Origin of the sequence: Tabrizicola sp. (genome assembly GCF_022842145.1) — a bacterium.
GTDB lineage: Bacteria > Pseudomonadota > Alphaproteobacteria > Rhodobacterales > Rhodobacteraceae > Tabrizicola.
In genome coordinates, this window is the sequence record NZ_JALHQD010000001.1 from 651,842 (window position 1) to 665,955 (window position 14,114).

Genomic DNA, 14,114 nt, shown 5'->3' on the forward strand with positions numbered 1-14,114 from the left:
CTCATTCCTTCCGGGATGCGAGGGCGTTGATCGCCGCGACGGTGATAGCCGACCCGCCGAGACGGCCCTGGACAATGACGCTGGGGACGGGCGGAGCCTCCATCAGCGCGTCCTTGGATTCCGCCGCGCCGACAAAGCCCACCGGGCAACCGATGATCGCGGCGGGCCTTGGGCAGGTGGGGTCTTCCAGCATGTTCAGAAGGTGGAAAAGCGCCGTGGGCGCGTTGCCGATGGCGACCACGGCGCCTTCAAGGTGCGGGCGCCAGAGTTCCACGGCAGCGGCGGAGCGGGTGTTGTTGATGCTTGCCGCCAGAGCAGGGACGTCGGGGTGCTGCAGGGTGCAGATGATCTGGTTGTCCGCGGGCAGGCGTTTCTTCGTGATCCCCTCGCTGACCATGCGGACGTCGCAGAGGATCGGCGCGCCAGCCTCCAGCGCCGCACGGGCCGCGATGGCCATGCCGGGGGAAAAGCGGATGTGAGGCGCGAGGTCGACCATCCCGGCGGCGTGGATCATCCGGACGGCGACGATCTCCTCCTCCGGCGTGAAGCGGGCGAGGTCGGCCTCGGCCCGGATCATGGCAAAGCTTTGCACGTAGATCGCCGCGCCGTCGGTTTCATAGATGTGGGGCATGAAAGGCCTTCAGGTGGTCCTGGATGGCCTGCGGCGTGAGACCGCGCAGGCTGGGTGTGTCGGAGGCGGTGCCGCTTCGGATCAGGTCATAGCCCTGGCCGGTGGCGGTGAGGGTAAGGTCGGCAGGGGCTGGGTGGGCACAACCCTTGGCGCAGCCCGAGATATGGAGGGTCCGGGTTGGCGGAAGGTGTGGAGCGAGGTCGCGTGCCAGGCTGCGGGTATCGCCCAGCCCTTGCGGGCAGCCAGGTGCGCCGGTGCAGGCGGTGATCCGGAGAACCGGGTCGGCCGGGTCGGTGATGAGCCCGGGAACCGCTGGAAGGGTGATCGCTGCGACCAGGAGGAGCATGCGCCAGGGGGTCGGGCGGATCTCGTGGCCCAGAGCCGCAACGGCGTGAAGAGTTTCGGCGCGCATCTGGCCGAAGGCGAGGGCGACGAGGGCTCCGTCCGGGTGGAGGCCCGGGCGCGGGGTCGGAAGTCGTTCGGCGGGCGCGAGGCTGCAGCCGGGAGGGACGAGGCCCTTGGCGATGAGGGCGGCCATGCGGCCCCGGCCCTCGGTGATGCCCCCGTTCGAGACGAACCACTGGGCAAGCGCGAGGGCATCGCGCGGGAGATCGGTGACGGGCTGCCCAAGGGGATGACCGTCGGGGCGGAGGATCAGGGTGCCGCCCGTGGAACGTTCGATGCGGATGTCGGCGGAGGTTCCGGTCAGCACCGGATGCGGGCCGGTATCGAGAGCAAAGCCGAATTTGCCGGGGAGCTTCGGCATTTGGGTCAGGGCAGCCGTGAGGGTGGCGGCGAGAGCGGCGGTCTCGTCATCGCGGAAGGGGGTGACGATGAGATTGCGGAGAGATTCTGTCTGAATGTCGGGGTCGATGAGGGCGTGGGCGCCAAGGTCGGCGATCAGGGGGCCGTGGGACGCCTCGGTCACGCCCCGCAGTTGCAGGTTGGCGCGGGCCGAGAGGTCGATGATGCCGTTGCCGTGGGTCTGGGCGGCATCGGCGATGGCAAGGGCTTGCTTGGCGGTGAGGCGGCCCAGCGGCGGACGGATGCGGACCACAAGCCCGTCACCGGACTGCATCGGACGCAGCGCGCCGGGGCACCAGCCCTTGATCTCCCAGGCGGTCATGCGGCGTGACCTGGGGTGAGGGCGGTTTTCAAAGTGAGCGCGTTCCGCGCAAGACTTTTGTCTCGCCTTTTGCGCGTGAAGAACGCGCAACGGCTCGGGGTGCCTCCGGCGGGGATATTTGGGCAAACGTGAAAGGGGAAGGTCATGCCGCACCGTCCAGCGTCGCGGCGATGGAGTTGCGGCGGGTCTGCCAGAGGCCCGCGTCGCGGAGACGGCGGAAGAGGTCTTCCATTGCAGCCAGGGCGGCGGGGTTTTCGCGCTGGAGGAAGTCGCGGACTTCGTCGCGGCCCAAGGTGGCATCGTGGTAGAGGTCGAATAGATGCGGCGGGACAACCTGGGCGAGATGGGCGAAGGCGGCCATGTGATCGAGTGTGGCGGCGATTTCGGCGGCACCGCGGTAGCCGTGGTTCATCATGCCTTCCGCCCAAAGGGGGTTGGCGGCGCGGGCGCGAACGGTTCTGGCGATTTCCTCGGTCAGGGTTCGGGCGCGGGGGTCGCCGACGCGGGTGGCGTCGAGGTGGTAGAGGGTGGGAGTTTGGCCACCCAGCTTGGCGACCGCGGCGGCGAAACCGGCCTCGTGGGCGGCGTAGTCAGCAGCCATCAGGACGTCGGTTTCTGGCAGGTCCTGGGGATGGACGAAGGCGTCGGCGTTCAGGACGCGGGTTTCGAGGGCGGCGCGGTTTTCGGTGGACTGGCCGTCCTGGCCGATGGCCCAGCTGGATGCGGTCAGCCAGGCTTCGCCGGCGGCGGCGCGGGCCTCATCGGTGAAGGTGTCGGCGGCGGTGCCCATGCCAAGGCCATAGAGGCCGGGTTTGGGGCCGAAGACGCGCGCGGAGCGGGTAGTGTAGGGGTTGTCTTCGGGGGTTTCGTCGCGTTGGCTCAGCGCTTCGGACCCGGCTTCGAAGAGCTGCGCGAGGGTCGGGAAGACATCGCGGAAGAGGCCAGAGACTCGGAGCGTGACGTCGATCCTCGGGCGTCCGAGGATGGCGAGGGGGAGGATTTCGAAGCCCCCCACTCGGGCGGAGCCGTCGTCCCATTTCGGTGCGAGGCCGGCGAGGTGGAGGGCCATCGCGAATTCTTCGCCGGCCGTGCGCATCGTCGCGCTGCCCCAGAGGTCGACGACAAGGCCGCGCGGGTAATCGCCGTGGTCCTGCAGGTGGCGGCGGATCAGTTCCTCGGCCAGCTTGACGCCTTGGGCATGGGCGTTGCGGGAGGGGACGGCGCGGGGGTCGACGGAGAAGAGGTTTCGGCCTGTTGGGAGGACATCGGAGCGGCCCCGGTTGGGGGAGCCTGCGGGGCCGGGGGCGACCTTGTGGCCGTTAAGGGCGGTGAGGAGGCCCTCGGTCTCGCCTTGGGCTTGGCCGAAGATGTGCAGGCCGTGGCCGAACTGGCTTTCCTTCAGGTCGCAGACGAAGCGGTCGATCCTTGTGATCGCCTCGGCGGGGGTGGCGTCGGGCGGCAGGCCGAGGTCGGCGGCGACGCCGGAGGCTTGGGCCTCGTCGCGGATCGAGGCGATCAGGCGGGTGCGGCGCGCGGGATCAAGGCCGTCGGCAGTGGAGTATTCGTCGAGGAGGCGTTCAAGGCGGAGGAGTTCCGCCGGCGTCTGGCTTTGCACCATCGGCGGCGGCAGGTGGCCAAGGGTCACGGCGCCGATGCGGCGCTTGGCCTGGGCGGCCTCACCAGGGTCGTTGACGATGAAAGGGTAGATGACCGGAGTGGGGCCGATCAGCGCCTCGGGCCAGCAGGTGTCACTCAGGGCGACGGATTTGCCAGGCAGCCACTCCAGCGTGCCGTGCGCGCCCATGTGGATCAGCGCGTGGGGGGATTGGCCGCGGAGCCAGAGGTAGAAGGCGACATAGGCGTGGCGCGGGGTGCGGGAGAGGTCGTGGTAGCTGTCGTCGCGGGTCTGGACCTCGCCGCGTTCGGGTTGGAGCGCGATGAGCGTGTGGCCCCGGCGGGTGGCGGGGAAGTGGAACTCGCCGTCCTGGACGGAGGAGTCGGTGGTGGGGTCCCCCCAGGCGTCATGCAGGGTCTGGCGAAGGGGCTCGGGGAGGGTCTGGAGGGCGGCTTGGTAGGCTTGCAGAGGCCAGGTCAGGGGTTCTGTCAGTGCCTGTGGAAGCGGGGTGCCTTCGGCGGTGCTGTAGCCTTCGGTGGCCAGAGTATCGAGAAGCGTCTCGGTGGAAGCCAGTGCGTCGAGGCCGACGGCATGTGCCATCTGGTGCGCCCGGCCGGGGTAGGTGGAGAGGATCACCGCAAGCTGGCGGTCTTGCGCCGGGGTTGTGGCGAGGCGGTGCCAGTGGGCAACTCGGTCGACCGCGGCCTGAATGCGGGCGGCGTCAGCGCGGTGGGCGAAGCGGGAGAATTGCAGATCGGCGTGCTTCTTGCCGGGGGATTTGTGGCTGATGAGGCCTGCGAAGAGGCGGCCGTCGACCTCGGGCAGGACGACGTGCATCGCCAGGTCGGCGGGAGAGAGGCCACGGTCGGACGCCGCCCAGTCGCGGCGGCGCGCGGTGGAGAGGGCGACCTGGAAGACGGGGCAAGTGGCGACGTCGAAAGGGGTCCGGCCGTCGTCGGATTTGGCGGAGAAGGCGGTGGCGTTGATTATGGCGACGGGTGGGTTTGCGCCAAGGTATGCGGAGAGCCAATCGGCGACGCCGGGGGCCTTCAGGCTGGGGGCGAAGGCACCGAAGGCCGTGAAGCCTTCAGCGCGGAGGGCTTGGATCATCCCGTCGATGGGGGCGGTGTCACCGGCGGTCAGGTAGCTGCGGTAGAAGATGACGAGGACGGTGCCCTTGGTGGCGGGCGTGCACCCCTCCCCATCCCGCCCGGACGCGAGGGGGAGGGCGCCATGTGCTGGCACCGGGGCACTCGTGGATGCAGCGGATCGGCTTGAATTCCCCTTCGTGGAGAGGGGAAGGAAGTGGGGGCCTTCCGGCGCAGGGATCGCGCCATGCTCGGGGTCGTAAAAGCCCATCTGCGGTACTGTCTTGTCCCCGATCACGGGGGCCGCATAGATGCCGGCGGCAAGCGCAAGCTGCGCCAGCGCGGCGTGGGCAGCCACCGCCCCGCCTTCGTCGCACAGGGCCTGCAGGCGGCGCAGGGTTGAAACGGGGAGCGTCGAGAGTTCATCGAGGCGCGGATCCGGACGGCCGTCGGCGGGAAGGACCGCGAGGGCGATGCCGTTGCGCCGGGCAAGGTCCTGCAGGGTGGCAAGGCCATAGGGCCAGTAGGCCTCACCACCGATGATCCGGACGAGGACGGCCTTGGCGGCGAAGAGCGTCCGCTCGACGTAGGTGTCGACGGAAATCGGGTGCTTCAGCGCGATGATGTTGGCAAGACGCACGGTGGGGTGGGCAGTATTGCCCACCCTACGCATGCGCTCATAGCCTGCGGTGAACGCTCCGAGATCGCTGTCGGAAAAACTGAGAACCACCAGATCCGCCGGGTCCTGCCCGACGTCGAAGGGGGTCTCGGTTTCCTCGAGCCCGTGACTTTCGCGGAAGACGACGTGCATCGGTCACGTCCTCCGGAGGGGCAACCCGCGCGCCCACCCCTGCCCTTCCCGATGGTGGAGGGAGGGGGGCGCATCGTGCCCGAGGGTGAAGAGGGTGCGGTTCACGTCCGTCAGGCCCCCAGGACCTTGCGGATCGCGGTCTCGTCGATGTCGTCATGCTCGGCGATGACCACCAGTTGCGAGCGGCGCGGTTGGGTGCCCCATGGCCGGTCGTATTGCATGCGGACACGCGCTCCGACGGCCTGGACGAGCATCCGCATCGGCTTGCCCGCGACGGCGATGTGGCCCTTGACGCGCAGGATCTTCTGTTCGTCGGCAAGGCGCTGGATGGCAGTGGACAGAGCCTCGGGGTCGGTCACTTCGGGCAGGTCGACGACGATGGTGTCGAAGTCGTCGTGTTCGTGGTCGTCGTGGCCGTCGTGGTGCGAGGGGCGGGCGGCCAGGTCATCCTCCGCGGCGGCGTTGAGACCCAGGATGACGCGGGGGTCGATGACGCCTTCGGTCATCGAGAGCATCGGGATCGGGCGGTTCATCTCGGCGGTGATGACCTCGCGCGCGGTGGCAAGACCGGCTTCGCCGGCCAGGTCGGCCTTGGAGAGAAGGATCAGGTCGGCGCAGAGGATCTGGTCTTCGAAGACCTCCGACAGCGGCGTCTCGTGGTCAAGCGAGGGGTCGGCGGCGCGTTGGGCGTCAACGGCGGCGACGTCGGGGGCAAAGCGGCCGGCGGCAACGGCCTCGGCATCGGCAAGGGCGATGACACCATCCACGGTGATGCGGCTACGGATCGCCGGCCAGTCGAAGGCCTTGAGGAGCGGCTTTGGCAGGGCGAGGCCCGACGTTTCGATGATGATGTGGTCGGGGCGGACGGGCATTGCCATCAGCGCCTCGATCGTCGGGATGAAATCATCGGCGACGGTGCAGCAGATGCAGCCGTTGGCAAGCTCGACGATGTTCTCGACGGGGCAGTTCTCATCGGCGCAGGACTTCAGGATGTCGCCGTCGACGCCCACGGTGCCAAATTCGTTGACGAGGATCGCCAGCCGCTTGCCCTGCGGGTTCTGCATCAGGTGGCGGATCAGGGTGGTTTTCCCCGCGCCAAGGAAGCCGGTGATCACGGTCACGGGGATTTTGGTCAGGTCGGTCATTCGGCGGCCTCGTCTAGGATTTGCGGCGGGATGCGGGCGATGGACTGCTTGCGGAAAACGGTAGGCCGTTCGCGCCAGGGGACGATGCCGTCTGCGGTGGCGGCGTATTTGGTGGCGCCCTCAAGAATTGCGGGGACGTCGTCCAGTGTGAGGCGGCCGTAGACGTAGGACCAGGCTCCCGGTTTGGTCAGCGAGACAGCGCAGCCGGTGTTGCAGGCGGACAGGCATTCGACACCGACGATGCGGACATCGGGCGCGCCGCTGGCAGTCAGCGCGGCATGAAGCTGCGCGCCGGGGGGCAGATCGCCCTCGGGTACCGGCGAGCCGGCCTTGCAGGTGGTGCAGACGTAAAGGGTCGTGCCCATTTCAGCCTTTCTAAGGCGGCAAGGGTGGGCCAGCGAGGGGCAGCCCGCTGATGGGCCGCCGATCACCGGTCGCGGAACACCCCGTCCGCCGGTTACCGTCTGCGCTGGCAGGTCTCCCGGCTTGCGGATACGGGGTTGCCCCCACGGCCCCCCGCCTTCCCGGCCTTGGCCAGTGGCATTGGAGACCTCTCCGGTCACGGTCGCGGGGGCGGCTGCTTGGGGTCGAATCCGACCTGTCGCATTCCCTCTTCGCCTGTCATAAACAGGAACCAGCGCCAGCCCACCTGAGGCAAGCACCCCCCCCTTGTCAAGGACACCACCGACCATGACCGACACCGATGCGACACCTGCCCCCGAAGCTGCTGTCGATGACCTTGCCCGGCATGCCCAAAAGATGGCGAAGAAGAAGGCCGCGCGGGACAAGATCATGGCCGGCAAGGAAGGCGAGAAGGGGCTGATCATCGTCCACACCGGAGCGGGGAAGGGGAAGTCTTCGTCCGGGTTCGGGATGATCCTGCGCTGCGTCGCGCATGGGATGCCCTCGGCCGTGGTGCAGTTCATCAAGGGAGCCTGGGATACCGGAGAGCGGCGGCTGATCACGACCCATTTCAGCGACCTCTGCCAGTTCCATGCGATGGGGGAGGGGTTCACCTGGGAGACGCAGGACAAGACCCGCGATATCGCGGCGGCGCGGGCGGGGTGGGAGAAGGCGAAGGAGCTGATCCGGAACCCGGAGGTCCGGATGGTCTTGCTGGATGAGATCAACATCGCGCTGCGGTACGACTACCTGGATATCGCCGAGGTGCTGGAGTTCCTGAAATCAGAAAAGCCGCCCTTGACTCATGTGGTCCTAACGGGTCGCAATGCGAAGGAAGAGTTGATCGAGGCGGCGGATCTGGTGACGGAGATGACGCTGGTGAAACACCCCTTCCGGGCCGGGATCAAGGCCCAGCCGGGGGTGGAGTTCTGAACCTGCCCACGCGTGGCGCGGTTCGCGGGCCCAGCGAAATCAGGTACATGGCTGTGGACGTTAAGCATTTGGCAAGACATTGGCAGGAGGCAGGAAGATGCGGAAAACGGGTCTGACCTTGGCGGTTCTGATGATGGGGCTTCTGGCCTCGGGCTGCGCGCCGCTGCTCATCGGCGGGGCGGGTGCAGTGGTTGCAGACGAGGTCATCGAGCAGGACCAGGGCGGCGACGGGCTGTTCTGAGTCCCTGACGACTGATCTGACCCGTCCTCTCCTGACGGCGGGGGCGGGGTCGGTCTGGCCCCAAGCTTCAACCGCTGATGGTCGTCAGCGGATCAGCAAGACGGGCACCTTGCACGAACGGATCATCTGGGTCGTGGTGGACCCGATGATCAGGCCGCGGATGCGGGAGTGGCCGTAGGCGCCCATGACCACCATGTCGAAACCGTCACTTTCCACCATCTGGCCCAGCGCGGTGTCCGGCTGGCCCTGTATCACGGCGGTCTGGACCGAAAACCCGGCACCCTGCAAGCGGGCAGCCGCATCTGCCAGCCCCTTCGTCACCTCGGGAGAGGCAGAGCCGACGGTCACCACATGCACCGCCAGACCGGCGAACAGGGGATTGCGAGCGATGTGGTCCACCGCCTTGCGGGCGGAACCGCCACCGTCATAGGCCAGAAGAACCTTTGCAATCGGCTTGAACGCGCGGGGGGCGACGAGGACCGGCAAGCTGCTGGCGCGGACTATGCGTTCAAGGTTGGAGCCCAGATGACCCTTGGCGAAATTCGCCGCCTCGCCGCGCTTGCCGATCAGGATCATTGCTGCGTCTTTTGCGGCCTCGTCCACCGTTTCCACGATGTCGCCGTGGCGGAGGCGTGTGGCAATCTCGGCCACCCCGTCCCGGATCAAAATCGCCTGGGCATCTTCCAGAATGGCACGGCCCCGCTGTGCCATGAGCTTGGAGCGCTGCGCGTCGAGGTCGGAAAGCTCCTTTAGCAGAGCGCTATGGGCGCCAAGCCGGATCGCGCCGGACAGATCTTGCGTCTGGGGGCCTTCATGGCGGCCCAGGACGTTGAGAAGTTCCACCGGAGCGCCCGTGCGGCCCGCAACCCAGACGGCGTGGTCGCAGACGCTGGCCGAGTAGATCGAGCCGTCGACCAGTGCGATGATCCTTTGCGTCATGTCTGGTTCCCCATCAATGGGCCAGAAGCTTGTCCATCGCGCCGGGCTTGTCGTGGACCGCAAGCTTGTCGACGATGGTTTCGGACGCTGAGTTCATGCCGATGATCTCGACCTCGGCCCCATCGCGGCGGAATTTCAGGACCGCCATGTCCAGCGCCTGAACCGAGGAGATGTCCCAGATATGCGCGTCGGTGACGTCGATCACGACTCGGTCTAGGGCTTCCTTGAAGTCGAAGGCAGCCATGAAATCCTCGACCGAGGCATAGAAGAGCTGGCCTTCGACCCGATAGGTGCGAGTGAGGCCGTCGGCGCTGGCGGTGCTGGTGACGCGGAACAGTTGCGCGATCTTCCGGGCGAAGAAGATGCCGGAGAGCAGCACCCCGATCAGGACACCGATGGCGAGGTTGTGCGTGTAGACCACGGCGGCCACGGTCGCGAGCATGACGACCGAGGACGAGCGCGGGTGTGTGGTCAGGTTGCGGATCGAGGACCAGGAGAAGGTGCCGATCGATACCATGATCATGATCGCCACCAGCGCGGGCATCGGGATCTGGCTGACCCAGTCGCCAAGGCCGACGCAGAAGATGAGGAGCATGACCCCGGCGAAGCCACAGGAGAGCCGCCCGCGCCCGCCGGATTTCACGTTGATCATGCTTTGGCCGATCATCGCGCAACCCGCCATGCCGCCGATGAAGCCGGTGGCGGTATTGGCAAGGCCCTGGCCGATGCATTCCTGGTTGCGGTCGGATTTCGTGTCGGTCAGGTCATCGACCAGCGTCTGCGTCATGAGGCTTTCCAGCAGGCCCACGACGGCCACGGCAAGCGCGTAGGGGAAGATGATCTGCAGGGTTTCCAGGTTCAGCGGAATGTCGGGGATCAGGAAGACCGGCAGCGTGTCGGGCAACTCGCCCATGTCTCCAACGGTGCGGACATCCCAGCCGAAAGTCAGCGTCAGTGCGGTCAGCACGAGGATTGTCACGAGGGGCGAGGGGATGGCTTTGGTGAGATAGGGAAAGAGGTAGATGATCGCGAGGCCTGCGGCGACGAGGGCATAGGTCAGCCAGGTGACCTGCCGGGGGTCAAGCTCGGGCAGTTGGGCCATGAAGATCAGGATCGCCAGCGCATTCACGAAGCCGGTCATCACCGATTTCGAGACGTAGCGCATGACGAAGCCCAGTCGGGCGAGGCCCATCGCGATCTGCAGAAGGCCCGCAAGGACGGTGGCGGCCAGCAGGTATTGCAGGCCGTGATCCTTGACGAGCGTGACCATCAGAACCGCCGTGGCCGCCGTGGCGGCCGAGATCATCCCGGGCCTGCCGCCTGCGATGGCGGTGATGACGGCAATGGAGAAGCTGGCGTAGAGGCCAACCTTCGGGTCCACCCCCGCGATGATGGAAAAGGCTATCGCCTCGGGGATCAGGGCGAGGGCCACGACAAGGCCCGACAACAGGTCGGGCTTGATGCTGCCGAACCACTGGTTGCGGTAGGCGTCGAGTGAGATCATGTGAATTCCGGTCCAGACCAATCCGCCAGCGACTGACGGTTGGAGTTTTGCAAGGGTCTGTCTGACGGTTGTCCGGCGGATCGGCGGCCGGAAGAGCCAGCCGGGAATTGCACCCCGCTCCATGTTCGTTGGTGGGCTAGTAGCCGAGAGTCAGACTGTTGCCAAGCTTAGTCCAGTTGCCGCGCTTCGCTGACCAGCATGATCGGGATGCCGTCGCGGATCGGGAAGGCCAGGTGGGCGGCCTTGGAGATCAGTTCCTGTTTCTCGGCGTCGTAGGTCAGGACGGCGTTGGTGACCGGGCAGACCAGCGCCTCCAGCATGCGGCGGTCGGTGGGTTGGCTCATTGCAGGATTTCCTCTTCGCCGCTGCCACGCAGAGCGAATTCGATCAGCGTGACCATGGTTTCGCGGCGGGTGACGAGGGTGGGGGCTTCGAGGAGGGCCTGTTTGTCCTCGGGCGTGAAGGGACACAGCATGGAGAGCGAGTTGATCAGAAGCTCGACCTCGGCCTCGCGCAGGCTGTTCCAGTCGGTCGAAAGTTCCAGCCGGGTGAAGTAGCGGCCAAGGAGGGACATGAACTCGGCGCGGCGGAAGCCGGGGTCCTCTTCGGTCGGGCCAAGGTCGCGGCCGAAGGGGGCCCAGTCGACGAGGCAGCGGCGATAGGGGGTGAAGCCCTGGACCTCTTCCTTGACGCGGAAACGGGAGGCGCCGGAGAGGGTAACCATGTAGCGGCCATCCTCGGTTTCCGAGAAGCCCGTCAGGCGACCGGCGCAGCCGATGGCCTGAAGGCGTTTCTCACCGCCCGGGGTTTCGCGCGGCTGGATCATGCCGATGAGGCGGTGCTTGGTCTTCATGCAGTCTTCGATCATCGCGAGGTAGCGCGGTTCGAAGATGTGCAGGGGAAGACGCGCCCGGGGGAGCATGAGCGCCCCGGGCAGTGGGAAGACCGGAATGGTGTCCGGCAAGTCGGCTGCGGTGATCATGGACACCTAGGTAGCCCGAGGTTGGGGTCAGGCAAATATCATCGACGACAGGCGACGGCGACCGGCCAGGACGATGGGGTCCTGCGGCTTCAACGCGTCGAAAATGGTGAACAACTGGGTCTTGGCGGCACCGTCGTTCCACTCGCGGTCGCGGCGGAAGAGTTCGAGTAGCTGGTCGACGGCTTCCTGCGGGTTTCCGGCGGCCAGGAGGGCGGCGGCGAGGTCGAAACGGGCCTGGTGGTCGTCGGGGCTGGCCTCGACGGCGGCGCGGAGTTCGGCTTCGGGGCCCGCATTGGCGGCTTGCCGGGCGAGTTCCAGCTGGGCGCGGCCGGCGTCGAGTTCCTTGGACTTGGCGATGGCGGCGGGGGCGGCGGTGATGAAGGCTTCGGCCTGGTCGAGGTTGCCCAGCGCGAGATGCGCGCGGACGAGGCCCCCGTAGGCGACGGCGTTCTCGGGCTCTTCCTCCAGGATGGCGGCGAAGGTTTCGGCGGCGTCGGCGGCGGCGCCTTCGGTCAGCATGTCCTCGGCGGCCTGGATCGCCTCGGCAAGGCCACCGTCACCGGCAAGGGCCGAGACGCGGTCGACGAAGGCTTTCAGCTCCGAGGCGGGTACGGCGCCCTGGAAGCCGTCGACGGGCTGGCCCTGCCAGAAGGCGTAGACGGTGGGGATCGACTGGATGCGAAGCTGCGCGGCGATGCGCTGGTTCTGGTCGACATCGACCTTGACCATCTTCACCTTGCCACCCGCGGCCTTGACCGCGGTTTCCAGCATCGGGCCCAGCGTCTTGCAGGGGCCGCACCAGGTGGCCCAGAAGTCGACGATGATCGGAACCGTCTGGCTGGCCTCGATCACATCGGCCAGGAAACTGGCCTCGGTTGCGTCCTTGATCAGGTTCGCGTCGGCTTGCGGTTTTTCGCCCAGACCCAGCATGGTGGACCCCTTGGTGGATGTTTGGCCCCTTATATGGCCGTTGGTGCGGAAAAGGCCAAGGGGTCAGCCCAATCGCAGGCGGCGATGTGGTCGTTGACCATGCCGGAGGCCTGCATGAAGGCGTAGGTGATGGTGGGGCCGACGAAGTTGAACCCCTCGGCCTTGAGCGCCTTGGACATGGCCTGGGATTGCGGACTCTGTGACGGGACCTGGGCCATCGTCGCGGGACGTGGGCCGGGCGGTGGGGCGAAGGACCACAGGAAGGGAGAGAACCCCTGCCGCGCTTCGATCCCGAGATAGGCTTGCGCGCCGCGGATCGTGCCCTCGATCTTGCCACGGTGGCGGACGATGCCGGGGTCTTGCAGGAGACGGGTAATCTCGGGCTCGCCCCAGGTGGCGATGACGACGGGGTCAAAGCCCTGGAAGGCGGCGCGGAAGGTGTCGCGCTTCCGCAGGATGGTGATCCAGGACAGGCCAGCCTGGAAGCTTTCCAGAATCAGGAGTTCGAACAACCGGCGCGAATCGCGCTCCGGACGGCCCCATTCCTGGTCGTGGTAGGCCGTGTACAGCGGATCAGTGCCGCACCACGGGCAACGGGTCGAATTGTCGGCATTTTTCATGGCGAAGGCCCTTGGGAAGGCGGTCCGGCGAATTGGAACAAAATAGGAATATTGACCTTCCGTTTACCCATCCGGGCCTAGGGTGTCGAGCATGAAGTCAGCGGCCGGGGGCAGGACATGAGCTATATGAAGGGACCGAGGGTGTCGAAGTTCGACCGCGACCCGCTGGTTTCCAGCCCGTTGAACGCGGCGATCTCGGCTCAGGACCGCGAGACCTTGTCGATGGTCGCCGCCGCGCTGAAGGACGGACGGATGCGGCTGGCGTTCCAGCCCGTCGTCTATGCTGCCGACTCGTCGATCATCGGCTTCTTCGAGGGCTTCATCCGGCTTTTGAACCTGCGCGACCAGGTGATACCGGCGCGTGACTTCATGCCCACGGTGGAAGAACGGCAGCTTGGGCGCGAAATCGACTGCGCGGCGCTGCAACTGGGCCTGCTGGCGATGCAGCGCAACCCGCAGATCCGGGTGTCGATCAACATGTCGGCGCGGTCAGTTGGCTATCGCCCCTGGTCCGACATCCTGCGCCGCGCCCTGCAGGAGGCGCCCCGTCTGGGGGCGAACCTGATCCTGGAAATCAACGAAGCCTCGGCGATGCAGGTGCCTGACGTGCTGAAACCCTTCATGACGGAAATGCGCGAATATGGCATCGTCTTTGCACTAGATGACTTCGGCGCCGGGATGACCTCGCTGCGGACGCTGCAGGAGTTGTCCTTCGAAATCGCCAAGATCGACGGCAGCCTGATCAAGCACATCGACCGCCTGCCCGATGCACAGGGCGCGACCAAGGCTGCCATCGCGATCGCGCAAGAGCTGGGGATGTATGTTGTCGCCGAATCGGTCGAAACCGAGGGGGAGGCGAACTGGCTTCGTCAGGCCGGGGTCGGATGCCTGCAGGGTTACCTTTTCGGCCCGCCGACGGTGACGCCCGACTTCCGCGCCTTCCGGCATGGGCGGCCCAATCTGAAAGCCTCGTGACGCCGTGCAGGCCCCTGCCACCGACACCGATTTGCACCGGATTTCCGGGAATCGCCTGTGCGACTCCATCGTTCTTGCACTTGCAGCAAGATGCCCTTAGGGCATGAATGGATGCGGCGCGAGCCCCTCGTGCCGTGGTGCCGTGCTCGGGCGCTAGTGGGAGAGGAACCAG

14 protein-coding genes, 1 riboswitch and 1 other annotated feature are annotated in these 14,114 nt (G+C 66.7%); of the genes, 3 read left to right on the plus strand and 11 right to left on the minus strand.

Translation table 11 applies throughout. The features are described 5' to 3' along the window. Position 1 precedes the first annotated feature (1 nt). The 5 genes from Q0C42_RS03385 to Q0C42_RS03405 all read right to left on the minus strand — a co-directional run bounded on the left by Q0C42_RS03385 (position 2) and on the right by Q0C42_RS03405 (position 6,781). Positions 2-631 (minus strand): precorrin-8X methylmutase, encoded by a 630-nt coding sequence (locus tag Q0C42_RS03385; RefSeq protein ID WP_295071956.1) that lies wholly within the window; start codon positions 629-631, stop codon positions 2-4. Continuing rightward, positions 615-1,757, minus strand: a complete 1,143-nt coding sequence (gene cobG / locus Q0C42_RS03390; protein ID WP_295071959.1) for a precorrin-3B synthase — start codon at positions 1,755-1,757, stop codon at positions 615-617. The genes Q0C42_RS03385 and cobG overlap by 17 nt, the downstream gene beginning before the upstream one ends. A 142-nt stretch (positions 1,758-1,899) precedes the next feature. Further along, positions 1,900-5,271 carry a cobaltochelatase subunit CobN gene (gene cobN / locus Q0C42_RS03395; protein WP_295071960.1) on the minus strand — a complete coding sequence of 1,124 codons (3,372 nt, stop codon included), beginning with the start codon at positions 5,269-5,271 and terminating at the stop codon, positions 1,900-1,902. 110 nt (positions 5,272-5,381) lie between these two features. Beyond that, positions 5,382-6,416 (minus strand): cobalamin biosynthesis protein CobW, encoded by a 1,035-nt coding sequence (gene cobW / locus Q0C42_RS03400; RefSeq protein ID WP_295071963.1) that lies wholly within the window; start codon positions 6,414-6,416, stop codon positions 5,382-5,384. Further along, the gene (locus Q0C42_RS03405; RefSeq protein ID WP_295071966.1) at positions 6,413-6,781 is read right to left on the minus strand and encodes a DUF1636 domain-containing protein; all 369 of its coding nucleotides are present in this window, start codon (positions 6,779-6,781) and stop codon (positions 6,413-6,415) included. The genes cobW and Q0C42_RS03405 overlap by 4 nt, the downstream gene beginning before the upstream one ends. 88 nt (positions 6,782-6,869) lie before the next feature. Beyond that, positions 6,870-7,070: riboswitch (cobalamin riboswitch) on the minus strand. Between the two features lie 36 nt (positions 7,071-7,106). Here Q0C42_RS03405 and cobO point away from each other — a divergent pair. Continuing rightward, entirely contained in the window at positions 7,107-7,751 is a 645-nt protein-coding gene (gene cobO / locus Q0C42_RS03410; RefSeq protein WP_295071970.1) for a cob(I)yrinic acid a,c-diamide adenosyltransferase, read from the plus strand. A gap of 97 nt (positions 7,752-7,848) precedes the next feature. Then, a complete protein-coding gene (locus tag Q0C42_RS03415) occupies positions 7,849-7,992 on the plus strand; it encodes a hypothetical protein (protein ID WP_295071973.1) in 144 nt (47 codons plus the stop codon). Positions 7,993-8,076: 84 nt separating this feature from the next. Here Q0C42_RS03415 and Q0C42_RS03420 read toward each other — a convergent pair whose 3' ends face one another. The 6 genes from Q0C42_RS03420 to Q0C42_RS03445 all read right to left on the minus strand — a co-directional run bounded on the left by Q0C42_RS03420 (position 8,077) and on the right by Q0C42_RS03445 (position 12,967). Further along, positions 8,077-8,931 (minus strand): universal stress protein, encoded by an 855-nt coding sequence (locus Q0C42_RS03420; protein WP_295071975.1) that lies wholly within the window; start codon positions 8,929-8,931, stop codon positions 8,077-8,079. 13 nt (positions 8,932-8,944) lie between these two features. Continuing rightward, positions 8,945-10,435 (minus strand): SulP family inorganic anion transporter, encoded by a 1,491-nt coding sequence (locus Q0C42_RS03425; protein WP_295071978.1) that lies wholly within the window; start codon positions 10,433-10,435, stop codon positions 8,945-8,947. Between the two features lie 66 nt (positions 10,436-10,501). After that, positions 10,502-10,559, minus strand: a sequence feature (sul1 is cis-regulatory element that is thought to sense ions involved in sulfur or methionine metabolism; They are found in Alphaproteobacteria). Between the two features lie 43 nt (positions 10,560-10,602). Then, a complete protein-coding gene (locus Q0C42_RS03430) occupies positions 10,603-10,779 on the minus strand; it encodes a Trm112 family protein (protein WP_295071981.1) in 177 nt (58 codons plus the stop codon). Then, complete coding sequence (locus Q0C42_RS03435; protein WP_295071984.1) at positions 10,776-11,417, minus strand: LON peptidase substrate-binding domain-containing protein; 642 nt, start codon at positions 11,415-11,417, stop codon at positions 10,776-10,778. The genes Q0C42_RS03430 and Q0C42_RS03435 overlap by 4 nt, the downstream gene beginning before the upstream one ends. 27 nt (positions 11,418-11,444) lie before the next feature. Further along, entirely contained in the window at positions 11,445-12,347 is a 903-nt protein-coding gene (trxA, locus tag Q0C42_RS03440) for a thioredoxin (protein ID WP_295071987.1), read from the minus strand. A gap of 29 nt (positions 12,348-12,376) precedes the next feature. Continuing rightward, positions 12,377-12,967, minus strand: coding sequence for a DNA-3-methyladenine glycosylase I (locus Q0C42_RS03445; protein ID WP_295071990.1), 591 nt, complete (start codon positions 12,965-12,967; stop codon positions 12,377-12,379). A 117-nt stretch (positions 12,968-13,084) separates the two neighbouring features. On the opposite strand from Q0C42_RS03445, the gene Q0C42_RS03450 reads away from it, so the two are divergent. Beyond that, positions 13,085-13,942, plus strand: a complete 858-nt coding sequence (locus Q0C42_RS03450; protein WP_295071993.1) for an EAL domain-containing protein — start codon at positions 13,085-13,087, stop codon at positions 13,940-13,942. Positions 13,943-14,114: the final 172 nt, after the last annotated feature.